General features: G+C 61.5%; 24 protein-coding genes and 1 pseudogene. 8 read left to right on the forward strand and 17 right to left on the reverse strand.

Going from position 1 to position 23,870, the window contains the following annotated elements; translation table 11 throughout:
- The 5 genes from AC4PTO_RS01885 to AC4PTO_RS01905 form a co-directional block, all read right to left on the reverse strand.
- Nucleotides 1-2,547 (reverse strand): PD-(D/E)XK nuclease family protein, encoded by a 2,547-nt coding sequence (locus tag AC4PTO_RS01885; protein ID WP_492731323.1) that lies wholly within the window; start codon nt 2,545-2,547, stop codon nt 1-3.
- A gap of 128 nt (nt 2,548-2,675) precedes the next feature.
- Nucleotides 2,676-4,244, reverse strand: a complete 1,569-nt coding sequence (locus AC4PTO_RS01890; protein ID WP_492731325.1) for an ADP-ribosylglycohydrolase family protein — start codon at nt 4,242-4,244, stop codon at nt 2,676-2,678.
- Nucleotides 4,245-4,277: 33 nt separating this feature from the next.
- Nucleotides 4,278-5,264 carry a helix-turn-helix transcriptional regulator gene (locus AC4PTO_RS01895; RefSeq protein ID WP_492731327.1) on the reverse strand — a complete coding sequence of 329 codons (987 nt, stop codon included), beginning with the start codon at nt 5,262-5,264 and terminating at the stop codon, nt 4,278-4,280.
- A gap of 49 nt (nt 5,265-5,313) precedes the next feature.
- Nucleotides 5,314-7,317, reverse strand: a complete 2,004-nt coding sequence (locus tag AC4PTO_RS01900) for an AAA family ATPase (protein WP_492731329.1) — start codon at nt 7,315-7,317, stop codon at nt 5,314-5,316.
- Between the two features lie 269 nt (nt 7,318-7,586).
- Nucleotides 7,587-7,829, reverse strand: a complete 243-nt coding sequence (locus AC4PTO_RS01905) for a hypothetical protein (RefSeq protein WP_492731331.1) — start codon at nt 7,827-7,829, stop codon at nt 7,587-7,589.
- Nucleotides 7,830-7,972: 143 nt separating this feature from the next.
- Here AC4PTO_RS01905 and AC4PTO_RS01910 point away from each other — a divergent pair, with 143 nt between their 5' ends.
- The 3 genes and pseudogenes from AC4PTO_RS01910 to AC4PTO_RS01920 all read left to right on the forward strand — a co-directional run bounded on the left by AC4PTO_RS01910 (nt 7,973) and on the right by AC4PTO_RS01920 (nt 10,272).
- Nucleotides 7,973-8,521: a YqiA/YcfP family alpha/beta fold hydrolase gene (locus AC4PTO_RS01910; RefSeq protein WP_492731333.1), complete on the forward strand. Its 549-nt coding sequence runs from the start codon at nt 7,973-7,975 to the stop codon at nt 8,519-8,521.
- Nucleotides 8,522-8,595: 74 nt separating this feature from the next.
- A complete protein-coding gene (locus AC4PTO_RS01915; protein WP_492731335.1) occupies nt 8,596-8,979 on the forward strand; it encodes a hypothetical protein in 384 nt (127 codons plus the stop codon).
- Nucleotides 8,980-9,039: 60 nt separating this feature from the next.
- A pseudogene (locus tag AC4PTO_RS01920) lies at nt 9,040-10,272 on the forward strand (IS3 family transposase).
- Nucleotides 10,273-10,605: 333 nt separating this feature from the next.
- On the opposite strand, the gene AC4PTO_RS01925 reads toward AC4PTO_RS01920, so the two are convergent.
- Nucleotides 10,606-11,259 (reverse strand): hypothetical protein, encoded by a 654-nt coding sequence (locus AC4PTO_RS01925; protein WP_492731336.1) that lies wholly within the window; start codon nt 11,257-11,259, stop codon nt 10,606-10,608.
- A 462-nt stretch (nt 11,260-11,721) separates the two neighbouring features.
- On the opposite strand from AC4PTO_RS01925, the gene AC4PTO_RS01930 reads away from it, so the two are divergent.
- Together AC4PTO_RS01930 and AC4PTO_RS01935 are read left to right on the forward strand one after the other, a co-directional pair.
- Nucleotides 11,722-11,964: a type II toxin-antitoxin system ParD family antitoxin gene (locus AC4PTO_RS01930; protein ID WP_492731338.1), complete on the forward strand. Its 243-nt coding sequence runs from the start codon at nt 11,722-11,724 to the stop codon at nt 11,962-11,964.
- 5 nt (nt 11,965-11,969) lie between these two features.
- On the forward strand, nt 11,970-12,290 hold the full coding sequence (locus AC4PTO_RS01935; protein ID WP_008336095.1) for a type II toxin-antitoxin system RelE/ParE family toxin: 321 nt from the start codon (nt 11,970-11,972) through the stop codon (nt 12,288-12,290).
- A gap of 14 nt (nt 12,291-12,304) precedes the next feature.
- Here the strand turns inward: AC4PTO_RS01935 and AC4PTO_RS01940 are convergent, their stop codons facing one another.
- The 8 genes from AC4PTO_RS01940 to AC4PTO_RS01975 form a co-directional block, all read right to left on the reverse strand.
- On the reverse strand, nt 12,305-12,547 hold the full coding sequence (locus tag AC4PTO_RS01940) for a hypothetical protein (RefSeq protein ID WP_492731340.1): 243 nt from the start codon (nt 12,545-12,547) through the stop codon (nt 12,305-12,307).
- 375 nt (nt 12,548-12,922) lie between these two features.
- Nucleotides 12,923-13,252 carry an HGGxSTG domain-containing protein gene (locus AC4PTO_RS01945; protein ID WP_492731342.1) on the reverse strand — a complete coding sequence of 110 codons (330 nt, stop codon included), beginning with the start codon at nt 13,250-13,252 and terminating at the stop codon, nt 12,923-12,925.
- A gap of 187 nt (nt 13,253-13,439) precedes the next feature.
- Nucleotides 13,440-14,219, reverse strand: a complete 780-nt coding sequence (locus AC4PTO_RS01950) for a hypothetical protein (protein ID WP_492731344.1) — start codon at nt 14,217-14,219, stop codon at nt 13,440-13,442.
- A 419-nt stretch (nt 14,220-14,638) separates the two neighbouring features.
- Nucleotides 14,639-15,427, reverse strand: coding sequence for a hypothetical protein (locus tag AC4PTO_RS01955; RefSeq protein WP_492731346.1), 789 nt, complete (start codon nt 15,425-15,427; stop codon nt 14,639-14,641).
- The gene (locus AC4PTO_RS01960; RefSeq protein WP_492731349.1) at nt 15,424-16,638 is read right to left on the reverse strand and encodes a tyrosine-type recombinase/integrase; all 1,215 of its coding nucleotides are present in this window, start codon (nt 16,636-16,638) and stop codon (nt 15,424-15,426) included. The genes AC4PTO_RS01955 and AC4PTO_RS01960 overlap by 4 nt, the downstream gene beginning before the upstream one ends.
- Nucleotides 16,639-17,128: 490 nt before the next feature.
- Nucleotides 17,129-18,775: a phosphoethanolamine transferase gene (locus tag AC4PTO_RS01965; protein ID WP_492731351.1), complete on the reverse strand. Its 1,647-nt coding sequence runs from the start codon at nt 18,773-18,775 to the stop codon at nt 17,129-17,131.
- A gap of 12 nt (nt 18,776-18,787) precedes the next feature.
- Nucleotides 18,788-19,372, reverse strand: a complete 585-nt coding sequence (locus tag AC4PTO_RS01970; protein ID WP_492731353.1) for a cytochrome b/b6 domain-containing protein — start codon at nt 19,370-19,372, stop codon at nt 18,788-18,790.
- The gene (locus tag AC4PTO_RS01975; protein ID WP_492731355.1) at nt 19,362-19,622 is read right to left on the reverse strand and encodes a PepSY domain-containing protein; all 261 of its coding nucleotides are present in this window, start codon (nt 19,620-19,622) and stop codon (nt 19,362-19,364) included. The genes AC4PTO_RS01970 and AC4PTO_RS01975 overlap by 11 nt, the downstream gene beginning before the upstream one ends.
- Before the next feature lie 122 nt (nt 19,623-19,744).
- Here AC4PTO_RS01975 and AC4PTO_RS01980 point away from each other — a divergent pair, with 122 nt between their 5' ends.
- Entirely contained in the window at nt 19,745-20,398 is a 654-nt protein-coding gene (locus AC4PTO_RS01980) for a response regulator transcription factor (RefSeq protein WP_492731358.1), read from the forward strand.
- The gene (locus tag AC4PTO_RS01985; protein WP_492731360.1) at nt 20,395-21,690 is read left to right on the forward strand and encodes a sensor histidine kinase; all 1,296 of its coding nucleotides are present in this window, start codon (nt 20,395-20,397) and stop codon (nt 21,688-21,690) included. The genes AC4PTO_RS01980 and AC4PTO_RS01985 overlap by 4 nt, the downstream gene beginning before the upstream one ends.
- A 16-nt stretch (nt 21,691-21,706) precedes the next feature.
- Here AC4PTO_RS01985 and AC4PTO_RS01990 read toward each other — a convergent pair whose 3' ends face one another.
- Nucleotides 21,707-21,910 (reverse strand): hypothetical protein, encoded by a 204-nt coding sequence (locus AC4PTO_RS01990; RefSeq protein WP_492731362.1) that lies wholly within the window; start codon nt 21,908-21,910, stop codon nt 21,707-21,709.
- Between the two features lie 384 nt (nt 21,911-22,294).
- Here AC4PTO_RS01990 and AC4PTO_RS01995 point away from each other — a divergent pair, with 384 nt between their 5' ends.
- The gene (locus tag AC4PTO_RS01995; RefSeq protein ID WP_492731363.1) at nt 22,295-22,456 is read left to right on the forward strand and encodes a hypothetical protein; all 162 of its coding nucleotides are present in this window, start codon (nt 22,295-22,297) and stop codon (nt 22,454-22,456) included.
- 167 nt (nt 22,457-22,623) lie between these two features.
- On the opposite strand, the gene AC4PTO_RS02000 is transcribed toward AC4PTO_RS01995, so the two are convergent.
- Together AC4PTO_RS02000 and rpmE are read right to left on the reverse strand one after the other, a co-directional pair.
- Nucleotides 22,624-23,433 (reverse strand): division plane positioning ATPase MipZ, encoded by an 810-nt coding sequence (locus AC4PTO_RS02000; RefSeq protein ID WP_492731365.1) that lies wholly within the window; start codon nt 23,431-23,433, stop codon nt 22,624-22,626.
- Between the two features lie 207 nt (nt 23,434-23,640).
- Nucleotides 23,641-23,862: a 50S ribosomal protein L31 gene (gene rpmE, locus AC4PTO_RS02005; protein WP_492731367.1), complete on the reverse strand. Its 222-nt coding sequence runs from the start codon at nt 23,860-23,862 to the stop codon at nt 23,641-23,643.
- Nucleotides 23,863-23,870: the final 8 nt, after the last annotated feature.

Raw genomic sequence — 23,870 nt, forward strand, 5'->3', positions numbered from 1 at the left:
TCATGCCTCCTCGATCTGGCGAATGAACGCGGTAACCAGGGTCGAGCCATCCGTCAGCGCATAAGGTGTGAACCCCGCCTCCTTCTTGAAGAACCCCTCGTCGGCCGAGGTGTTCAGCACCACCCGTCCGGCGCCAAGCTGGGCCAGCCGTTCAGCAAGCATGGCAACAGCCGCATCATTGACGGCATCGCCCATGTCGCGGGCGGGCGATCCGTCTGCAGGCACAAGGCCGGACGTCAAGAGCCCGCCGTCATTCATCAGGTGATAGGCAATCCCCACCTTGCGGCCGATCAGAGGGTCCATCCCATCGCCCTCGCGCCGAATGGGACGGGCGAGCATGTCACGATAAAGCCCTGCCTGCAGATCCCACCCAGCCTCCATGCGCCTGCGGCGGCCCGATGTGCCACTTTTCTTGTGATCGACGACAAGCAGCGCACCGTCCGGCAATTCAAGGATCGCATCGGCCTTGCCGTGAAGATTGATGCCATGTGCCTCACCGGCCAGCCAGATCTCGTTGCCGATGATCTTTGCGCCAAGCGCCAGCAGATGTTCGCGCCAACGCAGCGCTGCCTGAAGAATCTCGCGTTCGAGGCCGCTGCGCTCCATTTCCCATGATGCGCTGCGCAGAAACCCCGCGTGGCGGGTGAGAGCGCGATCATAGGCTTCGGCAACCGCCGTAGTCAGTGCCGCAGCTTCTGGCACAGGCTGGTCCTTGAGGAACACATGTTCAAACACGTCATGGGCAATGTTGCCCTTGGCCATGACATCAAGTTCCTCTGCGGACCAGGACATGTCGCCTGCGCCAACCTCCTCCAGAAGCCAGGCCAGCGGGCTGACGAGGAGCGTTTCCAGCCGAGAGGGCGACTGAGGTTTGGTGGTTCCATCATCCTTGCGCCGCAGGGCAAGCAGGTCGATGCCGGGGAAAGACAGGGCCTCGGGCAGATCGTCTGGTTTCGGTAGGGGCGGAAGGCGGTGGTGCGCCACAGGCCAATCGCCGGGCGGCAATCGCGACAGGTCCAGGATCAGATCCTGCGCATCCCCGACACCCGATATCGCCCGCGCGACCAGGGAAAGCCCGGCCGAGGGTTGCTGCCGTGCCCCAGCCAGATCGCGCCACGGGATCAGAAAGGTCACGGTGTCGGTAACCGCCTGAAGCTGTTGATCGAAAAGAGACAGGCCTTGCGCCAGACCCTCGGCCCGGCCGCGAAGGTGCAGGCCCGTCCTGGCGCGGATCGTGATGATTTCGCTGTCCAGAAACAAGGGATTGGCGCGCGGACGCGTCGGATACAACCCATCGGTGAAATCCGTCACGATCAGGTGCCGGCAGGGCCGCCACGGGCTTTCCTGTGCAGACCAAAGGCTGACACCTTCCAGGTTGCGCTCTGGATCGGCAACCAACGGGGGAGCAATCTGGATACCGCGCAGGATCGCTTCCCAGTCCGGGCTACCCTCGCCGGGCGGGATCGACAGACGGGCGCGGACCTCGTTCCCGTTCGCAATGCGCTCGCAGATACGGTCGATCAGGAAATGCAGTTGGGCCAGACTGCCAGCCGAGGCGCGAATGTCCGTCCAGAGGTCCTTGTGCGCAGGGGTGGGCGACAGGACATCGCCGCGAAAGTCACCGCCGATCAGGTTTTCCGCGAGGTCGCGCCCGGTCTGTGCGGACCAGGGCATCAACGGGGACAAGGCGAGGCTGGCCAGGACCATTGCAGGTGTGGGTGTTCGCTTGGCCAGTGCCAGCTGAAGGGCTGTCTCACCAATGATGTCGCGCTCGGGCAGGCTGGCGGGAAGCCCGGAAATCGGCACGCCCTGCTCGGCGAAGGCGCGGGCGATCTGGCGTGGGTCACCCGAGGCCAGCACAGCAATCTCGCGCGCCGAAATACCGCTTTCGATCAGGGCCCGCGCACGGGCGGCGGCAAAACCAGCGCAGGCCGCCAAATCGCGCAGACCATAGAAGGCGAGGCTGTCATCCTTTGGCCCGGCCTCGATTGCTGCCTCGGCCACCCCGCCCTGCAAGGCGTGCAGCCTCGACCCTTCACGCGCCGCGCGCCCCTTGGCGGGGGCCTCTACAGTCCCGAATTCCTGCTGAAGCCGCGCGTAAAGGGCCTTCATTGCGGCTGGCGCATGTGGATCGAGCGATCCCTCAACCACGGGCAGCGGGTCAAGAAACCGCCCATGCGGCAGCTCCAGCACATGGCGCACTGGGGCCAGCCCTTCGGGCAAGCTGTCACCCAACTTGCACCAGAGGTTGATAAGCGCATCCAGATGTCGCCGTGCGCGACTGTCCTCCATCGTCCCCGCCGCTGGGGCGCGCAGATCGACAGTGGCCAACACCAGACCCTCCAGCGCCGCACTGACGGCCGAGATCGTCTCGACTGGCGCATTGACGAGGCTATCCCGCCAGACCGGATCGGGGTTCTCCAGGATCGCCCGCCCCGGCACCCATTCTGGCGCTTTGGGTGAAAGGGAAAGCTCAGCGAGGCCGGTATCGGTCAACCGGTACTGCAGGCCGGAGCGAGGATCGACGACGAGAAAAGGGTAGAACATGAGTTTCGATCTCGCTGCGTAAATTGTATAGTTTAACGGGATGCCATTCTGACTCAATGGTTTATACGACTATTCCCGTTCTCTTCTGCGCGCTTAACAAGCCCGCTTTCGGATGTTTGGCCCTAAGATTACCCACCCGGATAGACTTCGAAGAGTTCCTCTGCCGCATCTATATCAGACGAAAGCTCCCTGTAATCCCGTACCAGCTGCCAGATGATGTCCGCACCTTCGACGATCTCCGCCCACCGGTGTCGAAGGACAGCCGCAGGATCAATTAGGCCCGGCATATTGCCAGCAATCGCCGCCGTTGAATTGCTGTCCCCACCATGGGTGGCTGCAATCAGGAGGGCCTCTTCGAAGGACTCTCCGGCAAGGCAGGCATAAAGCGCGATCGACAAGGCCTCTTGGGCGGTCCAGCCACCACCCAAGGATTCGACTGTTTCCCCAGTACCGTCCCGAGGCGCACGAAGCGCAGCTTGAATTGCCTGTGCGGTCTCGTCGCCCCCAGGCAGTCGCGCATAGGTCTCTGCCGTTTGGGCTGCAGTCTTCTCCAGATCAGCACCCCCTGCGACATCGGCAAGCATTTCCGCCCAAGCGGCCGCCGCAAGCTGGCCGGTGCGGTGGCCATGTGTCAGGGCGGATGTCTCGATGGCCATGGCGTGCACCTGGTCGCGCGGGAACATCAAGCCGATGGGGGCCACCCGCATGATGGTCCCGCAACCTTTACTGTTGTTGCGTGCCACGTCCCCATAATGCGTGCTCGCCGCCAGGGAAGACAGGCAGGTATTGCCAGGCGCGCGGCGGATCCGAAGGCGGGGGTCGTTGATCATCCCCACATCGTCGGTCTGAACCTTCGGATTGCCGCCTTGAGTTCTGAACCAGCGCAACAGCGCGTGATGGATGACGGACGGCGGGTGGCAGATACCCTTCAGAGCGCCGCGAACCCGCGCGCGCAGGATCCCCTCGACCGTGAACAGCGTCATCTGGGTGTCGTCTGTGATGGCGCCGTGTAGCCCCATGTGCCGGGGCAGCTCCGAAATGCCGTCCGGGAAACGACGGCGGATTTCAGCGAGCGACAGGAACTCGATCTCGGCTCCCAGACTGTCCCCGATGGCCCCACCCAGAAGACTCGCATGGAGTCGGATCAGCGGCAGCCCGTCATGTCGGGCGTAATCGGTCACAAGGCGTTCCTGAACTTGCGTCTCGATGGCCCCGGGCCGTGCGGCGCGGACGAGGGTCATGGCCTTGCCCGCTGGATGTCCGCGCTCAACCAGTAGAAGGGCGGCAATCGTTCCCGCACGCCCCAGTCCACCCCGGCAATGGACCAGCACCCGGCCGCCATTTTCCAGGATGCGATGAAGTTGGGGAGACAACGCGCGCCAGCGCGCCATGGCCTTCGGCGCTGGCACACCCAGATCGGGGATCGGGACGTGATGCCAGTCCATCCCGCGTGCCCTTGCCGCATCGCCAAGACCCGTGACAGAAAGCAGATCGAACTCAGCGTCCTCGATCAAGGTCAGGACCGCTTTCGCCCCCCAGGCCTTGATCACATCCAGATCAACATCCAGATCTCGGTCCCATCCCGCGCCAAAGACACTGTCGCCTTTCTTGCCTGGGCAAAGGGTCAGGCCGAGATGACCGTTGCCAATAGGCAGGCTGTCGATTCGAAGGGGGTGGGATATGCTGTCACGAAGCAAGCGCTGTACTTTCTTTGTTGATTCGAGCTGAAGTTACTCTTGGGGTGCGTCACTTTCGGTCGTATCGGAAACTGGGTCACCAGAAGCTGCCAAGAACTGCGCCTCAACTTGATCGCCCCACCTCACCAAATACCATTCCATTTCCTGACGGCCTCCAGCGCGGAAACGGACCATCAGCGATCCGTCTTCCAGACGCTCGGTCTTCTGTTTCGGATGGAACACATATCCAGCAGCTTCATCGGCGACCTCAGGCAGAAAGCGCCAGACCACGTCCTGCGGTTCTTCGCGCCAGACGCCGAAGCTTTCTGACAACCACTCCTGCAGATCGAACTCTTTGGGGCGCTCATAGACATCAGGCTCCAAAGAAATCCGTTCGAAACCAGCCAGTGCAAACAGACGCAGATCGTCTTGGTATTCACTCCAGGCCAATAGATATTGGCGCCCCTGACCAAACAACACCGCAATCGGGCCGAGCCGGGTATTTCGTGAGAGTTTTGCGCTGCCACGAGCGCGGTGGTCGGCCGAGATCATGACCCCTGCAAGAATTGCCTCCCGAAGTGCAGAGAGAAGCTCAGGGGGGATTCTTTCACGCGGTCCAGGTCGAAAGGCAACTCCATCGGCCATCAGTTGCGCTTCAAGGTCAGCGGCGATCTTCCGGCGGCGATCCTCGCGGAACATGGCCTGTACCTTTGTCAGCAGGCGCTCCAGCGTGTCTGCCGTCACCTCATCCCCCTCGCGCCGTGCGATTGCGGCTGCGCGGTGCCCCGCGGTCAACTCATCGAGCGTCGGCTCGACCATGCGGCCCAATGAGCCGGGCGGAAAACGCCAGTATTTTCGTCCGCTCTCTCCTGATATCTCCTCTATCTGGGGGTATGCGTTGCGCACGGCATCACGCATACGTTCTGCCGTGCGGCGCGATACGCTGAATTCCCGTTCGATATCGCTGAGCGAAACCCCTTCAGCTGAACCTTGCATTGTCAGTGCCAGTTTTTGCAGATCTTCTTGGCGGGCGTAGCGCATTCGTCCTCCTAGCAAGGCAGAGCCACCTTTGCGGTGCGAGACTATGGCGTCAACGGCCAAAGCCGATCGGCCGCGCCGCCCCCATCTTTGCCGCATCTTCACGGATCAGCTCGCACAGGATGGCCTGTGGGTCCGCATGGCCCAGTGCCTGCATCCTACGGGCGACGTTTGCGAAATCCCCGGGGGCGAGTCGATCGAGCGCCTCCAACCCTGCTGGTGGCGAACACGGAAAATGTGCGGCCCAAGCCAGTGGAAGTTGGCGGGCGGAAAGGTAGTCGAACCGGATGCGGAAGGTGAACCGGCGATGTGTCGCGGGGTCCAGCTTTTCGACGAAGTTGGTTGTGCAGACGAAGGGCAGCGGGTGGCTTTCCATCCAGGTCAGCATTTCGTTGACCTGGCTCACTTCCCAGCTGCGCTCAGCGCCGCGGCGGTCGGCCAGCAAGCTGTCCGCCTCGTCGAAGATGAGCATGGCACCCTCGGCGCGCGCCTCGGAAAAGGCCCGCGCAATGTTCTGCTCGCTCTCGCCAAGCCACTTCGAGATCAGGTCCGACGTGCGCTTTTCGATCACGGGCATCCCTATCACGCGGGCCAGATGCCGCGCCCACGCGCTTTTGCCTGTCCCTGCCGGACCTTCCAGACAGAAACTGATCCGCCGAGGCGCGCGCGGGGCCGCCAGCCGCGCCTCGATCCGGCCCAGATCCGCATCGGCGCGCGCCAGGTCCGGTTGCCAGGGCACCTCGGCATGGTGACGCGGCGCACTGTCCGCCCCGCCCTTTGCCAAACGAGCGGCCGCATCCAGCACCTGCGAGACTACCGCATCCCCTCCATTGCAAAGCCGGGCCACCCGCATCGCGTCAGACACCAGGGCCGGCGCCTGATCATGTCGTTCCGCCATCTGCGGAAGGGCGGTATCGGGGATGCCGACGCCATGCCGGTCCTCGAGTCGCTGCCAGATCCGCGTCCGGACCCGGCCCGAGGGTGGGCGCATCAGCGCCGAATAGCTAATCCGCCGCAGGAAAGCGGGATCACAGGCAGTGACTGAATTCGTGGTCCAGATCACCGGGATCGGGTTCGTCTCAAGGACTCGGTTGAAATGAACCTTCGACGGCGCCTCGCGGATGAAGGGGAAGCCCCCCGCCCCAAATAGGTCTTCCATCTCGTCGAACAGAAGCACGGTGTCCGATCGTTGACTCAGCATGCGGGACGCCATCGACAGTTCAGCCAGCCGTTCCCGACGTGACGGTTCCCCGCCGTCATCATCGGTTTCCCCCACCGCGCGCAGGTCCGCGCCAACCTCGCGCGCCAGCACCTTGGCGAATTCGGTCTTGCCTGTGCCGGGAGGGCCGTAGAGCAGAATGTGCACGCCCGGTTTGCGCTCGGCGAGTGCGCGGGAGAGCAGGTCACGCATCAGGTCCGCATCCCGTCCCAGTCCCTCGAAATCCTGCCATTCCGCCTGAGGCGCTGCCGCAGGCGGAAACATCAGCGCGATCAGGTCAGAGATGCTGTGCACGTCGGCAAGCAGCGCGAGGATCAAGCGGTCCGACAAATCGAACGGCATCCGGTTGTGGCGCCCGCCGCAGCTGCGCTGTACCAGCCCCGATCCCGTCAGTCGGCCCGAGGCGCGCATCGCGGCCCGGATTTCAGACTCAGGAGCCGCGCAGAACCACGACAAAAGCAGCGGGACGGTGACTTCCCTGGTTTCCAACGCCCCATCGACGACATGTTCGAAGCCGTCGAACAGCTTGTAGAGGGCAACGAAGGTCAGCATGGATGTCTCGACCGGGGACAACCCGAAGTGATCGCCAAAGAGGGAGGCGTTGCGCTGCACGATCTCGCCCTCGCCGCCCCCTGCGCTCGGCACGAGGTCGCGAGCGATGGTGCGTACCTTGTTCCACCACTGGATGCCTGGCCGGGTGCGGGGCCGCTCGGGGCAGCTCACTTCGGTCAGGTATTCCAGCCAGCTGGGCAATTCCTTGGCGATGCGGCTTGCCGGGCCGAAACGGTCGGCCAGCCGGGCGATCAGGTCAAGGGCGAGGTGTTGTTCGTGGGTCATTGTCCATCTCCATCGTCTAGACAAAGATGCCTCAGCTATACGTCAGAAATGGACAGAGGTCCGCAGCTCTGAACCAAAGTCCTCCACACGCCGACTGCAATGATCCCTCGGAACTGGCAATACCAAGTAGCGGATCAGATTTAACCTGTGGGCAGGCTGGAAAGAGCCGCACACCATGTAGGGGCGTTAGCGACATGGAGGTCTCTGCAAGAGCCGACCGCTAAACGGTAAGTTACCTCGATGGATTGCCGATAGGCGAAGCTGGAGAATTAAAGCTTTAGCCTGGCATAGATTTTGACCGAGCGTTTGGAAATATCGACGTCGAATCGTGTAATTTCATAGGGATGCTCGTCAAAGGTCATCTCATACTGCTGACTGCTCATGAGCTTGAGAAAGCTTGGCAGGCAAATGTCCCGCTTACATATCTTGGCGCCGCCTTGCAGCGTCACGGACACCCTGAAACTGCTGGTCGGATCCGTGGCCTCTGGCAGTTCGAGATATTCTGGTTGCATTATGTCAGTCTCACGCAAGCCATTGTGCCGGCTGGTGATCGGCGATCTGTCCGAATCTGACACATGTCTCTGAGACGATAGGTCCAGCAAACTGGAGCGCAGGAATGTACGGTCAGTCAAGGGCTATGGGCAATAGTGAAGGCGTGAGCATTTTCTATTGCCACGGTTGGGGTTCGCACTTCGACCCCAGCAAAGCCAAGATCCGTGCCCTTTCCAGGATGGGCCCGGTTGAGGGCGTTACCGTCGACTACACCCTCCATCCACAGCTGGTCATCGAGACGTTTGCAGCACGGTTGAAGCGTCATCCTGAAGCGCTTGTCGTCGGAACAAGCCTTGGCGGCTTCTTTGCCGCTTGGCTGGGCGCTGAGTTTGACCGTCCGTTCATTGCGATCAACCCCGCAATCGCACCGAGCACCACTCTGCAAGCTTACGTTGGTCGTGGGGTCAACCACATCGGAGTCCCGTATGAACTGAGGGAAGATTGCGTCATGGCTTATGACGCGCTCAGCTTTCGCTTGGACGGCCGGGGCACCATAGTTCTCGATATGGGTGATGAAATTCTGGACGCGCAGGCAACGCTTGATTTTATCAAGGGACGTCTGCCCATCGTCGCCTTCGAGGGTGGATCCCACCGCTTCGACCATATGGCAGAACTTATCGAAAGCCGACCAGACCTGTTCAATACCTACTGAATGCAGGAGAAGTGTGAGCGGTCGCAACGCTACCCTCGCCAGCAATATGTAACGCAACATTGAGGGAGAGCCAAATGGCCGAAGCACTTGAAACCATCGACGGGATTGCTCGGCGCCTCGGTCGGGACGTGTATTATCTTGCGCTCGTCGACGAGGCCGGTGGCTTCAGGGACATCTACACGGATGTTTCTGAAATCACGGACTGGCTGGATGCGAGGCAGATCGGCTGGAGCCTTTGTGCGGGCTTTGACGAGAATGCCGTCTGGATTGAAGGCGGGCCAGGCTGCATCTTTCTCGATATTCACCCAGAACTTGGACCTGAGGCAATGGAAATGGTAGAAGCACATTTCATGAATGCTGAGGGCGAGCCAACGGTTCCAGGCTATGCGCCGGCTATGCTCAGGCTCATGAAGGCGCTCAGCTTTGCTGACAGGGACGATCCCGGCTATTGGGAGTGACCTGCCCCGGGATTTTTCCTCCAGATGCGATTAGAGTCCGGCCCAACTTGAGGACGGACAATGAAGCGAACGAGATTCACGGACGAACAGATCATCGGCATCCTGGCAGAGCATGAGGCAGGCGCGAAGTGCGCTGACCTGTGCCGGAAGCACGGCATGTCGGAAGGCACCTTCTACAACTGGAAGGCCAAGTTCGGTGGCATGACGGTGTCGGAGGCGAAGCGGCTGAAGGGGCTCGAGGATGAGAACGCCAAGCTGAAGAAGCTGCTGGCCGAGCAGATGCTGGATCTGGCGGCGATGAAGGACCTGGTTGCAAAAAAGTGGTAGGGCCCGCCGTGAAGCGTGAAGCCGTTGCGTATCTTCGGGCCGAGCATGGCCTTTCGGAACGGCGGGCCTGTCACATCGTCGGCGCGGATCGAACGATGATCCGCTATCGATCCCGACGCGCGCCGGATACGGCGTTACGCGGTCGGTTGCGGGACTTGGCCAACGAGCGCCGGCGGTTCGGTTACCGGCGCTTGTTCGTATTGCTGCGCCGCGAGGGCGAGCCCTCGGGGATCAATCGGATCTATCGGCTCTACCGCGAGGATGGAGGAGGATCGGAAAACGGTCCGGGGGACCGTTTTCCCGACGACACTGACGGTGCGCAAGCGGAAGGCGCGGCGCAAGGCGGTCGGAACACGGGCCCCTATCCTGGTCGAGGCGCGGCCCAATGCACGCTGGTCGCTGGATTTCGTCCATGACCAGTTCGATTGCGGGCGAAGATTCCGGGTGCTGAACATCGTCGATGACGTGACCCGGGAATGTTTGGCGGCGATCCCGGACACCTCAATCTCGGGGCGGCGCGTGGCGCGAGAACTGGCCGCCCTGATCGAACGCCGCGGAAAGCCCGGGATGATCGTCTCTGACAACGGCACCGAACTGACCAGTAACGCGATCTTAACCTTTGCCGCCGATCGCGACATTGAGTGGCATTACATCGCCCCGGGCAAGCCGATGCAGAACGGATTTGTGGAAAGTTTCAACGGGCGGATGCGGGACGAGCTGCTCAACGAGACCATGTTCCGCAACCTGGCCCATGCCCGTATCGTGATCGCCGCCTGGGCTGCCGACTACAACACCGAACGCCCGCACTCGGCCTTGGACTACCAGACCCCGGCTGACTACGCGCGGACCCTGACCGCCGCAATCGCCCGCCCCGCTGCGCGAGATGAAAGCTCCGCGCGTCGGGCGATTGCTCAACCTGCGCCAATTGGCGTAAACACTAACCGGGCTCCGGTCGCGGCTGGATGAAAGTTCAGGGGCAGGTCAGGGTGGCAAGCTTATGCGCTGCAACAGAGAGAGATGTCTGCGTAATCCGTCGCAGGATCAGGCCGGTCGTAGGTTCCATGGTCGAGGTCTCCTTGGAGATCCGACGCCATGTCGTGAGATAACAACATTCTTGCCAGCAAAACAACTTTGCTGGTTGCAGGTGTTTTAGCGGTGCGCTAGGAAACTCTTGTTCACGGAGTTTTCTAGCACGGCGTCAGGCTTCACGGTCTGGCGTCGTCTCCTTTTCAGGGGTTTTGCACAGCCTCCCGTGCGGGGTTGAGATGACGCGCGCGGCAAAACCGCGCGCAGATTTTGTCAGTAGCGAACTTCTTCAGAACCATAGTTCCCGGCGTGATCACGCCAGTCGACGAAGACGGAACGGTAAAAGTAGCTGCCACATCCATTCGGGATGCTCAGGCCGGATGCGGCTGGCACCTGGCCCACGGTGGATCTTGTCCATCGGTAGTCGCCCTGCACGCCGTAGGACCCCAATCGCGTCGAGTCGCTGCGATTGCAGTCGCCATCTCGGTTTTCGTGCTGGCGGTACTGGATGTGATACACGCGAATGCTTCGAACGAAGTCAAAGGCGTCGCCCGAGATGTCGATGTCTGCTTGTTCATCCGCCTGGACGCGGACAAGGGGGATTGGAGTCGATTCCTGCGGTTCGTGCGGATCGCGGAACGTGATGTCATAAAGGCGTTCCATAGGCGACATCGGACTGGGATCGTTGAGCGACACACCCATCGGACAACGCCAGATTTGTAAGGGCGGCTCGATCGGCCATGGCGTGATCCGCCGAATGAAGACCGCTCTGGCATGCGCGCAGGGCGCGGAGGCAGGCCAGCCGCCCGCAAGGCAGAGGAGGATCGCACAGTCGACCTGATAGGCCTGAGCCGGACCTGACGAGGCCATTAGTCCGGATATGCTTAATGCCGTGGCTGTTGCCACGCTGTGGATCACCTGCTTCATGATGCCGACTCCATCTACAATGGTGCAGCGATACGAAACAACATTAATGATAGCAAGGAGATTTGATTGATGGTTGCGTGCGATTGTTCGCTTGTCTAGCTTGATGGCTTCCAAGAACTGACGTCGGTTCTGGCTGCTTCGGCGTCTTGAAAGTGGCCAAAATTGCGGACCTCTTTCATGTTAACTTTCACTCAAATATCTGTAAACAAATACAAATATGGCATTTCAATGCGGCCACGAAAGCGGTCATGGAAGAACAGCCCGCATGAGCCCGTCACACGGCGAGTCGCAGCGCTCATGGTCTCGGGAATGGCAGAACGGAAAACTGTCTCGCCTGGTTCCCCGGCGGGAATCCGGGCGCAGAAGGACGGGGTGGAGCAACGAGCCTATGTTGGGACCGAACATGACCTTGAAGATTTATGTCAGTATCTGATAGGATTGAGCATGGATAGGAGAGTTCTGATGCCAAACGTCCACCTGACCGAACCGATGCAGAAATATGTGCAGGCGCAGATCGAGTCCGGCGCCTACGCCAATTTGAGCGAAGTCGTGCGCGCCGGCGTAAGGATGCTGATGGAGAAGGATGGCGCCCGGCAGTTCTATTCCCTCAAGGCCGACCTAGAGGAAGCAGCCTCCCTGGCCGAAAATGGAGACTTCGCCGAGTTCGATGCCCAAGCCTTCGAACCGGATGCGTTTGATCGCTGACCCGCATGACTATTCGGCTTTCCAGTCGGGCCACGTCCGACCTTGAAGAGATCCGTGCCTACACAGTCGAGACCTGGGGGAGGGACCAATGGCTCGTCTATTACCGCCAGTTGGTCACCGCCTTCGAGCGGATCACCGGGGATCCCGACCGGGGTCGGGACAGGAGTCTCTTCGTCCCCGGGATGCGGTCCGTCAACTGCCAGCGTCACGTGATCTTCTACAAGCGTCTCGATGTGGCGGAAGGCGCGGCAGTCATCCTGCGCATCGTGCACCAGCGCCGCAACATGCCCGCGCTCGTCTACTACGAGGATCTCGACGGCGGATAAGCCCATGCGTTTCCTCATTCCAATAGCTCGACTAGTCTTCCATAGTCTTCACTGACCTCGCGCGCCTCCTGAAACGCGCGGGCGCGCTCGGCATCAAGACAGCGGAAGTAGTCCTGGATGTCGGCGATGTAGCCCTCAAAATCAGAACGCAACAGATCGGCGTAGGCACGCATGTCTTCTTGCGACTGAGGCAAGAACGGTCGTTCAGGAGGTACGCAATCTGCTGCCGCGGCGATCGGCATACCGTTGAACCGCATGACGAGGCAGCGCATCGTTGCGAAGGCGGGAGAGCCAGCCTTGCGCGAGATGAAAGCTCCGCGCGTCGGGCGATTGCTCAACCTGCGCCAATTGGCGTAAACACCAATCGGGCTCCGGTCGCGGTTGGATGAAAGTTCAGTGGCAGGTCAATCTGTCTTCAGGCAACGAGGTCAGGGGCTTTTCATCCCCCACGGCCCGGGAAAATCCCCGCGCTTCGGCATTGGAAGGCGACCTCGCTGACATCACCCTAAGCATCGGCGCGCTTGCACACAACTTGGTCTTGCGCAGGACCACGGGTGGCGGTGGCGCAGGTCACGACCTAGGTCGCGTTGCCCGTCGCAGGACGCGGGGCGCGTGCTGGCTGTGTGACCCAATCACTCGTCGATAAACTGCTCTGCGGATCGCTTTTGAGCCCGCCAGCGGGCCCACCTTTTGCGTTGTGCCTCAGCGATCAGCGCCTTGCCCCCTGCAGTCTTGGGGCCGGTGGATTTACCGCCGTGAAAGCGGCAGCGGGTTTTGCCCGGGATCGCCTTGTGCAAACAGCTGCCGCCAGATCGGGTTTTTGCCCCGCAGAGGGTGCCACAATCTTCCAGACCTGTCGCGTGGAAATGAAGCAACTCTCTTCTCAGGTTTTCCAGATATTCCCTGCGCTCCTCCAGCGCGCGGCGTGTGATTTCCGCTTCTTCTTTGGTTGGTCTTGCCATTCTCGTGTGCTCCAGAAACCTTAACATCTTTAAACATCCTCTAAGACCCCATGGCGCTGATCCTTGTCGCATCACACCAATAAACAGCGGGGACCCGGAGGTTCTGAACCACTCTCCACAGCGCTGAAGCTGTGAGGCCGCGCATGCCGTGACAAGGCAAGGCACGTCTGGCTTTGGCCGAGGCAGGTCATTTCGGCCTCGCTCTCTTCGGCGTCTTCAAGGCATTTGCGATGAAGAAGCGGTCGTCGCGCGTGGCGGTGCCCTCGACCCCTCCTTGCGCCATGTCATAGATGCCGTCATCGAAGCTTCCGCCAAAGCTCTTGCCCCGAAAGGGCTTGGCGTCATTGTCGATCCATTTTCCGCGGAACAGCCGCTGTGACGGCTCTCCCTTGCCAAGATATGCCGCAAGATAAGCGCCACGACATTCGGGGCGGGTGTCACGGGCTAGGTGCCAGGAGCTAAGCTCTCCGCGCGCAAACTCTCCCTCGGTTGCATTGGCGGATCTGCGGCGGGCTTTAGGCTCTCCGGTCAGGCGCGCTATATAGGCGGCGAGCGCCGTGCGGTGCCCGGACACGAGGTGAAAGGCGATGTGCCAATGTTCGCCTGCGCTGTCTGCGTTTTCACGGACCCAGATGTAGATCGGGGCCGAGCCAGCACGGCAGAGCCATTTTCGCAAAAGCTCGACGATGTGGCGGATGCGTTCGGCGGTCGGCAGCGTGCGCAGCGCGTTCAGGTCATTGTCGCTGAACAGACTGCGCCATCTCAGCGTGAGCAGGGTGTTGAGGGGGCGCTTTCGACCCGCCGCGACCTCTGCTGCGGCAATGAACCTTGCCTGTGTACCAATGGGCAGCCCCGATGTCTTGCGCCGGGGGCTTGATTTGCGGACATACGGCGATTGACTCGCGGGCGGTTCTTGGAATCGCGATTTCCGTAAATCGGCAGTTTCGAGCGGCAGAGGAAGTTGCATGATAGCCTCTGATGTTGGTTTCCACAGGCAAGCCGTGCCCGACCGCCGAACTGTGGTTCGAACGGGCCTGCTTAATTGGGACTGAAATGAGAGGAGCCGGCCTTGCGGGGGCTGTGTCGGCCCCCGCGAAGGTACGGTTCGTTTATCGGCCGTCGGCGGAGCGCCTGCGCTCTTCCCAGGCCTCGACATCCGCGAGCCTCCAGCGCGTGCATCCCGGGCTGAGGTTCACGGGTTTGGGGAAGGAAGGATTAGTCTGCGCCCAACGCCAAGGTGTCGTGCGGTGCACGCCGAAGCGCGCTGCCAGCTGTGTGTCGGTGAGGTAGGTGTCTGACATGTGATGTGCTCCAGTTGCTGGCACGGGTGTGCCTTTGGAGACGATTTAAGACGACGAAACTGGGACAGTGGCGGGGGTGTCCCAACTATTTCTTAGGTGCTCTGTGACGGTAGTAGGTCTTTCGATTGGCTTCAGGCGAGTGGCCAAGGCCGGACCGATGCAAAATAGCCGCTGCCGCGCTGATGGTGTGGCCACTTGCCTCGAGCCTGTTCATTTCAGCCAATACCTCTTCACGCTTTTGTTTGTTTTGACCGGAAATGATTGCTCCGCCTCTTGCAGAGCCGTCCGAAGCCTTTTTGCCGCTGACCGCATAGCGCTCCATTTCTTTGCCGATTGCCGCTCTTGCGTGAGAACCCGCGTGAAAACCGGCCAGCGCCGCTTGCGCGATGACGGCACGCAGCCATTCCCGATCATCCGGAGCGGCGCCATCGGGATCGAGTTCATTGCACATCAAGGTCGCGTCAAGTTCGACGCGTTCGAGATAGTCCAACGCGTTCTCGGCATGAGCCTTGCGCGACAAAGCCGGACTGCCCTTGGTCGGTTCCGCTTGATCTGTAAGGCTTCTCATCAAACTTGCGATCTGCTGCGATGTTTCGCGCCACTCATCCAGTTCCGGTGTCGGGTCGCCTTCAATCGCGGCTTTCAACTCGCCTAAGAAGAGTATCTCCGCCGCGCCTTTCCATTCTTCGGGGGCGTCCTTCGGATGCATGAACTCTTGTCGCTCTTCCATGCCATTGCTGATCGCCACACGTGGCACATCGCGCTCAAGCCATTCAAGCAACTCCTGCAACAGCGAGGCATCGTCGCAATTCCGCCACCAGTTTTCGACGACGTCCCAGCGACGTGCAGCGTAATCAGCTTTCCAGTCTGTCATGTCCGTTCACCCGAATTTTGATTGGCCACTAAGCCCGCCAGAAACTTCGCCCAATCCTCCATCATCGCGCGCCGTTTCTCGACCATATCACCCCGCCGATAGGCGGCCTCGACCGCATTGCCAATCTTGTGCGCCAACGCGACCTCGGCCATCTCGCCCGGGTAATCCGTTCGCTCGGCGACCCAGTCGCGGAAGGTCGAGCGCAATCCGTGCGGCACGGCAGGGCGCTTGGAGACCCGGTCGACGAAACCCGGTTCGCCAGCCTCGATGGCCGCGAAATGCTGACGCTTCATCAGCTGCGACAAAGCCATGTCTGACAAAGCGCCTCCACGCGCCGACGGAAAGACATGTCCGACATCCTTCTGACGCTGGAGGTTCCGAAGAAGGTACATGGCTCGCCCCGACAGCGGCACCCGATGCTCGCGCTCCATCTTCATCCGGGTGCCGGGTATGACCCACAGGCCCGCCTCCAGATCGATCTCCTCCCACTGCGCGCCCCTGATCTCGCCCGACCGTGCCGCCGTGAGAGCGAGGAACTCCAGCGCCCGTGCGGCCACACCCTCTCGCCGCCGCAAATTGGCAAACCAGTGGGGCGCATCGCTCAATTGGAGGGCCGGTTGATTGCTTTCGCGCGCGACCTTGCTGGCGGCAGGCAAGAGTTCCTTCAGATTTCCAGCCCATCTTGCGGGGTTGTCACCGCTTCTGTGCCCGGAAACCGTGGCCCAACTGAGCACCGCCTCGATCCGCCCGCGCAGACGCGAGGCGGTTTCGGTCTTGGTCGACCAGATTGGCTGCAATACGCGAAGAACCGCTGCGGTGTCGATGTCGCTGACCATCAGATCCCCCAGCTCAGGCATCGCATAGGTGTCCAAGGTGCTGCGCCACTGGTTGCGGTGCTTGTCGTTCCGGAAAGCATCGAGCTTGGCCGCAAGTGCTTTATCGACCGCCTCCCGAAAGGGCAGCCCCTTGCGTTGTGCCTCGATCAGGCGGGCCCTCGCGGCCTTGCGTTCCAAAATCGGGTCAACGCCTGCGTCAACCAGTGCCCGTGCATCGCGGGCTTTCTCACGCGCTTGTGCCAATGTGACCGACGGATAGCCCCCAAGCCCGATATCCCGGCGCTTCTGGCCGACGTTCATCCGCAAGATCCAAGTCTTGCCGCCTGATGGGGTGAGCTGCAAATAAAGCCCGGCCACACCACCGACAGCGACCATCTGATTGCCCGTGGAGCCACGATGCGCCAAACGCTTGATATCAAGAGGACCAAGTTCCTTCGCTTGTCTTGGCACCGAAAATACCCATCATAAAACCCATCATTGAATTTACGACAGCTGGCGACTTGTGGCAATGGCTGTCTGCAGGGTGTTTAGGAAAACTCCATATATAAAAGGGTTTTACAATTCGCATCGCAACTGAACGCAGCTTCTCGCAACATAAATCTGGCGGTCTCCGGGTCCGCCATTTCCCATTCTTTGGATTTTCACGCGATCCGGTATTGCGGAAAGCTTCTGGCCTGGGGCCGTTCGGTCAAGGTGCCGATACGCCTTTCGGATGCGCAGGTCTGCACCATATGAACAGGCCGGGACTGTGATTGGCCCCGGGTTCATCATCCGATCTCTCGATGAAGAAAAGTCGGTTTCGGGAAGGCAGACCCCGCCCTCCATCGAATGAACTGTGCCCGGAACGGAGTCCGGGCATGCTCTGTCAGTTGGGGGCTTTGACCGCTGCCAGGCCCCTTTCCCGACATTGCCCGGTCAGATCCAGTGCCGGATCGCGCGCCGCGGTGGATACGTCCATCAAGCCCAGGACGGTATGGAACAGATTGTCCTGGCTGACCGGCGCCGTGCTTTGGGCGTCAAGGCATGCGCGATCAAGGTTGAAGGCGTTGCTATAGGCCTCTGAAAGCCACATGACGAACGGCACGCGGGTCTGCACATCGGGGGCCATGAAGCGGGGGGCCGCATGCAGGTAAAGGCCGTTTTCGCCCAGTGACTCGCCATGATCGGACATGAAGATCATGGCCGGGATGACGCGGTCCTGATCGCGCATCATGTCGATCGACTGCGCCAGGATATGGTCGCTGTAGCGGATTGTGTTGTCATAGGCGTTCACGATCTCTTCGTTGGAGCATTTTGTGAAATCCGTGCTTTCGCAGGCCGGCGAAAAGGCGCGCGCTTCTTCGGGATAGCGCAGATAATAGGCCGGACCGTGGCTGCCGATCATGTGCAATACCAGAACGGTATCCCCAGTCATCGTCTCAAGCGTTTGCCGGAGCACCGGCAACAGGGCGGCATCGGTGCATTCGCCACTTTCGCAGGCCTCGGGCGCGATGGTGGCGTCGATGCGCGTCGCGCCGGTGCGGTCCGTGATACCCTGGGGGCCGGTATTGTTGTCCCACCACTGCGCCGCGATGCCGGCATGCGTCAGGACATCCATGAGGTTTTCCGAACTGCGGAACTTTTCCTCGCTATACCCGGCCTGCGGAAAGGGTGAGAACATGCAGGGAAGCGAAACCGCGGTCGCCGTGCCGCACGATGTCGCGTCGGTGAAGGCGATGACATCGCGCTGCGCGAGCTCGGGCGTCGTATCCCGGCCATAACCGTTCAGGCCGAAGTTCTGGGCCCGGGCGGTCTCGCCTGCGAAGACGACCAGAAGGACGGGCTTGCCCGCATTCAGGATGTCCGAGCCCTTATGTGCGTCTTGCCCCAAAGGCTTCAGCGCGATCGCGCGGCTTTTGCGCAGCATCTTTACATAGCGCGCAACCGCGCCGATCGAGGCGCCCGGCTGGTATGAGCCGAGGATCTCGCGGTGCTCGCGCACTGTCGAGGAAATCGTGCGGAAATCGGCGAAAGTCAGCGCCAGCGTCAGGCCAAGCGTCACCGCCATTCCGACCGGCCACCGCCAGATCAGGTGGCGCAGCGGCGGATAGGTGATTTTCGGCCAGAATACGAGGGCCGCGGGCAGGATGCCGGTCAGGCCAAGATGACGCAGGTAATCGAGCGTGATCAGTTGCCGCGATTCCGCGACCGAGGTGCGCATGATGTTCTGGATCATGTCCCGGTCGATCAGGATCCCGAAGCGGGACTGGTAGTAGCTCGCCGCCGATGCCACCAGCAGAAGGACGGCCAGAGCCGGCCGGTGAAGACGCGGCAGGCTGACAAGGCTTAGCGTGAAAAGCGTCAGCATGAATACCGCAAGCCCGAAGATCACGATATCGAATGGCGCAGCTTTCAGCGCGGCGTTCATGCTGCGCCAGAAACCCTGGTTGCAGAGCGCCAGCATATAGACTGCGGCAATGATGTTCAGACCGAAAGGAGACAGGCGCGGGCGGCGTAAGACGGCAGATGACATGGGAGATTCCGATTATTGATCCGCGGGGCGATCCTGCCCGGGTTTGAGACCGTCGATCATCGAAATGACCAGATTTTCGCGGTGGTGAAGGCTGGCGTGAATCACGCCGAAAACGTGCAGGCCGACCAGGACCAGGATGGCGGTCGCCGCTGCCTCGTGCAGGTCTTCCAGCAGACCGACGCCCCAGAAGCGGTCAAGCGTCTGCATATGGCCAAGCGCGATCGTTGCGGCGATCGTCAGCATGAGCAGGACGATCATTGCGCCGCCGGCCGGGTTGTGGCCCAGATGGCGCGCCGCGCGTCCGGCGCGGATATCGGCGATGTAGGCAAGGGTCTTGCGCGGTCCGTGCAGGAAGTCCGAGAATCGTGCCGGTCTTGTGCCGACAAACCCCCAGACCAGCCGCAGCCCAAGAAGTGCCGCGATCAGGTATCCCGCGGCCTGATGCACCGTCTTCAGGCTGTCGGGTGTCAGCCATGCCACGCAGACCAGCAAGACAAGCGACCAGTGAAACACCCGAACCAGCGGATCCCAGATCCGGATCAGAACGGGTGCGGGGGACTGCAAGCCCCCCGCCTCCATGCTTCGTTCAGTCGTCATAGCCGACGATCTCGAAGGTTTTCGGATCGAAGAACGCCTCGACCTTCTTGCCGTTCTCATCCATCGCATAGACTTCGTAGCAGCCGTGTTCGGTCTTGACGTTGCGAACGTCCCAGCCTTTCGCGGTCAGCTCGGTCTTCAGCGCGTCGATACCGCGGGCCTCGGCCTCGGGGACGGTGCAGCTTACATCCTCGGCCAGCACCGGGATGGCCGTCAGGCTCAGCGCGGCGGCAAGAAGAAATTTCGTCATGGGATACTCCTGAATGGTTCCATGCCGGTGGATTTCCCACCCCAACCTTGCGCGTGGCTTACAGCGCGGGCGGCCGGTCGAATCTTCTCGCCAGCGGGCGTTTCGGGCGCTATCCGAAAGACATGAGAGTGCTTCTTGTCGAGGATACGGCCGATCTGGCGCGGACAGTCTGCGACTATCTGCGCGGGCATGGACACGCGGTCGATCTTGCTGCGACGGTGGAAGAGGCGCGGGATGCCTGGGCGGTGGCCGACTATGCCTGCGTGATCCTGGACCTGGGACTGCCCGACGGATCGGGGCTGGAGCTTCTGCGCGCGCGCAGGCGTGCCGGGGACCGGACGCCGGTGATCATCGCCACCGCCTTCGATCAGATCACCGACCGGATCGCGGGGCTTGATGCGGGGGCGGACGACTATGTCACGAAGCCCTTCGATCTGGGAGAGCTGGTCGCGCGACTGCGGGCCCATGCGCGGCGGGCCGGTGGGCTGCCCAGTTCCACGGTCGAGATCGGGCCGCTTCGGATCAACCGCGCAAGCGCGACCGTGCGGCGTGACGATACCGAAATTCGCCTTACCTCGCGCGAATGGTCGGTGCTTGATGCGCTGCTGGCCGCGCGGGGGCGCGTCTTGTCGAAACCCGCGCTGGAAGAAGCTCTTTACGCTTTCGACGATACGGTTGAGGGTAATGCGGTCGAGGTCTATGTTTCGCGTTTGCGAGCAAAGTTGGGGGCGGGCGTAATCGAGACACGGCGCGGGCTGGGGTACTTCATTCCATGACGCAGGCTTCGACATGGGTCCTGCGTCGCAGGCTGTTGCGTAACGTATTGCTGGCCGTTGCGGGCGGCTGGGTTGCGACCGTAGGCGTGGGAATCTTCGCGCTCTATCATGAAATGGCCGAGACCCTCGACAGCACCATGGAGACGGATGCGGGCCTTGTCCTGCGGCTTCTGGAAAATAACGACAGCGCCACGGTGGCCCAGTGGATTGACACGCAGCCCGACAATGAAGATCAGCTGTTGCGGATCTATCAGGCGGATATGCCGGTGCCGCCGGCCCCCTGGCCGCTGCTTGCCGAAGACGGGCTGCACAGGGCCGAAGGCTGGCTTGTGCTGCGCCGCAGTTCCGGTTCGGGCGTGGTCGAGATCGGCCAGAGCCTTGGCTGGCGGCTGGAAGAGATCATCGAGGCCGCGCAGGCGTTCCTGCTGCTGATCGTGCCGCTTCTGTTGCTGGTGACATGGGCCATCGTGATGACCCTGCGGGCCGGGTTGAGCCCGGTATTCGGGTTCACTGAAGGCGTACGACGGCGCAGTCCCGAGGATCTGTCCGCGCTGCCCATCGCGGGGCTGCCGCAGGAATTGCGGATCATGGCAGAGGCGTTGAACGGCTATTTGAAGCGCATCGGGGATCTGCGGCAGGCCGAACGTGCGTTCATCGCCAATGCCGCGCATGAGCTGCGCACCCCCCTTGCGGTGATCCGGTCCCGCCTGCAACTTTTGGCTGAGGACGCCGCCGAGGCGCCAACTGTGCCCGAAATCATGTCATCGGTCGATACCTTGTCGCGCCGGGTTGAGCGTCTGTTGCAGCTTGAGCGCGCGGAATCCGGTATCGGTCTTGCCCGCCAAAGGGTCGATCTCGTGGCGCTGGTCCGCCTTGTTTGCCGTGAGATGGGTGTGCGGGCCAGGACCATCGTCTTCGACGACGGCGATCAGGAACGATACCCGATCGACAGTGATCCTGACGCCCTGGCGATCATCTTGCGCAACCTTCTGGACAATGCGCTTGAACACGGCGCGGACGGAGTGTCGATCAGGCTGGTGCAGGATGGCCGGCTTGTCATCCGCAATCCGGTATCCGCATGCCCCGACTTCAGGACCGAACGGTTCTCGAAGGCGCAAGGCTCGGGTGGGGCGGGATTGGGGCTCGATATCGTACAGCGGCTTTGCGCGGACCTGAGGATCCCGGTGCAGTTTTCAGCGACGGATACCATTGCGCAAGTTGAGTTGAGGCTTGGGCAAGCGCTTGACTTCGAAGAGAATACCGGCACCACGCCGACCGCTGCCCGGACCTAGCTTTCGTGGTGTCGGGCTACGACATTAGCAGGATGAAGACCAGCACCCCGGGAAGAATCACGGTTTCCAGAACCGGCAGGGCGGACATGATGCCGTCCCCCATTCGAAACACGCCGCGCCCGCCCGGTGATAGCAACCCGCCGTGGCTTGGTGCCGCCCAGCTAAGGGCGCGCCTGCGCAGCCCTTCGGTAATCTTCCAGAGTGTCTCAATCGTGTTCATCTAAAAAACCGGGTTCGGAAAGATCCTGTATTTACCCTAGGGAAGCCGTGCGAGTCGGGGAACGTGTCGTTTGAGACAGGCCGGACCGCTCAGCCCCGTTGGGCGCGCTTATACGTCCGGTAAACACTGTGCTCCGCAGCCCGGGCAACCCGGAAATTCCCGTGCGAAGGCTGATCGGCGAAGCCCCGCCGATGGTGCCGGGCGATTCCGGATCGAAGACAAAGCGATCTTGTTCCCGGTTTTATCGCCGTGGTTGAAACCGCCGAGCGAAAATGTCGTCATAACTCCTTTTAGCCGCCCGTGCGAGGTCACGGTTTCGCCCGAATTGCCCGCGAAAGTTGTATTCAGCAGGGCAAGGCCCGACCGACCGGAATGGAGGACAACATGGTATTCGCGCTTACGATTCTCAGCCGCTTTGGTATTGTCGGCCCGTCGCGGGATGATGTGATCGAGGCGCGTTTTGCAGCGATCGCGGGCGGGAAGGCCCCGCGCTTCCCGCTGCGCCGCCGCCCGTCGCCCTTCAAGTTCACGTCCCGCTCGGCCTGATACGGGCCGGAACATGTGCTGCGGGCGGGGGCGATCCTCGCCCGGAACAGGACACGGCGCCTGTCGGGGCGCATCCCCCCCAAAAAAACCAGCGAACAGATCGCGGCACGGGCAGACCTGAAAGCGGGTCTGCCCGTATCATTCCGCCAGGCGCCGGCCCCTTCGGATCAGAAGTTGACCTCGATTCCGGGCAGGTTCAGCTCGTTGATCAGGTCGCGCAATTCCTGCCGTGCCGCAACGTTCGAGATGTTCAGGTTCTCGACCCCGACATCGCGCAGGTCCAGCAGCGTCAGCCCGCGGGGGAACAGCTCGCGGAAGATCACGCGCTCGGAAAAACCGGGGGCGACGCGAAAGCCGATGCGCTTGGAAAGCTGGGTCAGCGCCTCACCGACCTTTTTCTTGTTGTGCATCTGCTGGGCGCCAAGGCGGTTGCGCAGCACGATCCAGTCGATAGGTTTCAGCCCCGCCCGCGCGCGCAGTTGCCGCGCCGCCCAGACCATCTCGGAATAGATCGAGGGGCCGGTCACGCGGCTGGTCTCCGGGTCGATCCGGGCCAGAAGGTCAAAGTCGATAAAGCTGTCATTGAGCGGCGTGATCAGCGTATCGGCCAGCGAATGGGCGACCTGGCTCAGCCGGGTATGCGAGCCGGGGCAGTCGATGACGATGAAATCGCATTCCAGTTCAAGCTGGGCCACCGCGCTTGAAAGACGATGGTCATAGGGGTTCTCGCCCGGTGCAAGCTGGGCGGCATCGGCCTCGGGCAATTCGCGGTAATCCGGGGTCGGCAGGTCCAGCCCCTCGCGCGCCATGAAGGCCAGGCGGTTCTCGACATAGCGCCCGAAGCTGCGCTGACGCAGATCGAGGTCCAGCGCGCCCACCTTCTTGCCCATCCGGGCAAGCGCGGTCGCCACATGCATGCAGGTCGTGGATTTGCCCGAACCGCCCTTTTCATTACCCACAACGATAATATGCGCCACTTGACCGTCCCTGTATCCGACTTGTTGCCTTGCGCCTTCCCAAACGCGCGCGGACTATAGGGCGCGGTGGCTACCGAAGGAAGCTGTGCCGCGCAATGCGGCGCGGGTTTTTCCGTCAGGGTTGCCGATCCGCCCGGCCCGTCCATCGCGCAACGAAAAAGGGCGCGCCCTGCGGCACGCCCTTGTCCGGTTCGTCCGGGGGTGGGCTCAGAAGCCCAGACCGGCGTATTTGTTCTTGAACTTGGACACGCGGCCGCCGGTGTCCAGCAGGCGGGTATTGCCGCCCGTCCAGGCCGGATGCGCCAGCGGGTCGATGTCGAGCGCCATGGTGTCGCCCTCTTTGCCCCAGGTCGAGCGGACCTGATAGGTCGTCCCGTCGGTCATCTTGACGGTGATGAAATGGTAGTCGGGATGGATATCTGCACGCATGATACCGC

The sequence above is a fragment of the Rhodobacter maritimus genome (genome assembly GCF_058747975.1).

Excerpts from the sequence above, each read along its gene's own strand:
- AC4PTO_RS01950 (WP_492731344.1), bottom strand. The coding sequence starts at position 14,219 with ATGCAACTTCCTCTGCCGCTCGAAACTGCCGATTTACGGAAATCGCGA.
- AC4PTO_RS01930 (WP_492731338.1), top strand. The coding sequence starts at position 11,722 with ATGCCAAACGTCCACCTGACCGAACCGATGCAGAAATATGTGCAGGCG.
- AC4PTO_RS01965 (WP_492731351.1), bottom strand. The coding sequence starts at position 18,775 with ATGTCATCTGCCGTCTTACGCCGCCCGCGCCTGTCTCCTTTCGGTCTG.
- AC4PTO_RS01990 (WP_492731362.1), bottom strand. The coding sequence starts at position 21,910 with ATGAACACGATTGAGACACTCTGGAAGATTACCGAAGGGCTGCGCAGG.
- AC4PTO_RS01985 (WP_492731360.1), top strand. The coding sequence starts at position 20,395 with ATGACGCAGGCTTCGACATGGGTCCTGCGTCGCAGGCTGTTGCGTAAC.
- AC4PTO_RS01885 (WP_492731323.1), bottom strand. The coding sequence starts at position 2,547 with ATGTTCTACCCTTTTCTCGTCGTCGATCCTCGCTCCGGCCTGCAGTAC.
- AC4PTO_RS01940 (WP_492731340.1), bottom strand. The coding sequence starts at position 12,547 with ATGCGGTTCAACGGTATGCCGATCGCCGCGGCAGCAGATTGCGTACCT.
- AC4PTO_RS01955 (WP_492731346.1), bottom strand. The coding sequence starts at position 15,427 with ATGACAGACTGGAAAGCTGATTACGCTGCACGTCGCTGGGACGTCGTC.
- AC4PTO_RS01925 (WP_492731336.1), bottom strand. The coding sequence starts at position 11,259 with ATGAAGCAGGTGATCCACAGCGTGGCAACAGCCACGGCATTAAGCATA.
- AC4PTO_RS01980 (WP_492731358.1), top strand. The coding sequence starts at position 19,745 with ATGAGAGTGCTTCTTGTCGAGGATACGGCCGATCTGGCGCGGACAGTC.
- AC4PTO_RS01945 (WP_492731342.1), bottom strand. The coding sequence starts at position 13,252 with ATGGCAAGACCAACCAAAGAAGAAGCGGAAATCACACGCCGCGCGCTG.
- AC4PTO_RS01970 (WP_492731353.1), bottom strand. The coding sequence starts at position 19,372 with ATGACGACTGAACGAAGCATGGAGGCGGGGGGCTTGCAGTCCCCCGCA.
- AC4PTO_RS01995 (WP_492731363.1), top strand. The coding sequence starts at position 22,295 with ATGGTATTCGCGCTTACGATTCTCAGCCGCTTTGGTATTGTCGGCCCG.
- AC4PTO_RS01915 (WP_492731335.1), top strand. The coding sequence starts at position 8,596 with ATGGCCGAAGCACTTGAAACCATCGACGGGATTGCTCGGCGCCTCGGT.
- AC4PTO_RS01960 (WP_492731349.1), bottom strand. The coding sequence starts at position 16,638 with ATGGTCGCTGTCGGTGGTGTGGCCGGGCTTTATTTGCAGCTCACCCCA.
- AC4PTO_RS01905 (WP_492731331.1), bottom strand. The coding sequence starts at position 7,829 with ATGCAACCAGAATATCTCGAACTGCCAGAGGCCACGGATCCGACCAGC.
- AC4PTO_RS01900 (WP_492731329.1), bottom strand. The coding sequence starts at position 7,317 with ATGACCCACGAACAACACCTCGCCCTTGACCTGATCGCCCGGCTGGCC.
- rpmE (WP_492731367.1), bottom strand. The coding sequence starts at position 23,862 with ATGCGTGCAGATATCCATCCCGACTACCATTTCATCACCGTCAAGATG.
- AC4PTO_RS01895 (WP_492731327.1), bottom strand. The coding sequence starts at position 5,264 with ATGCGCTACGCCCGCCAAGAAGATCTGCAAAAACTGGCACTGACAATG.
- AC4PTO_RS01975 (WP_492731355.1), bottom strand. The coding sequence starts at position 19,622 with ATGACGAAATTTCTTCTTGCCGCCGCGCTGAGCCTGACGGCCATCCCG.
- AC4PTO_RS01935 (WP_008336095.1), top strand. The coding sequence starts at position 11,970 with ATGACTATTCGGCTTTCCAGTCGGGCCACGTCCGACCTTGAAGAGATC.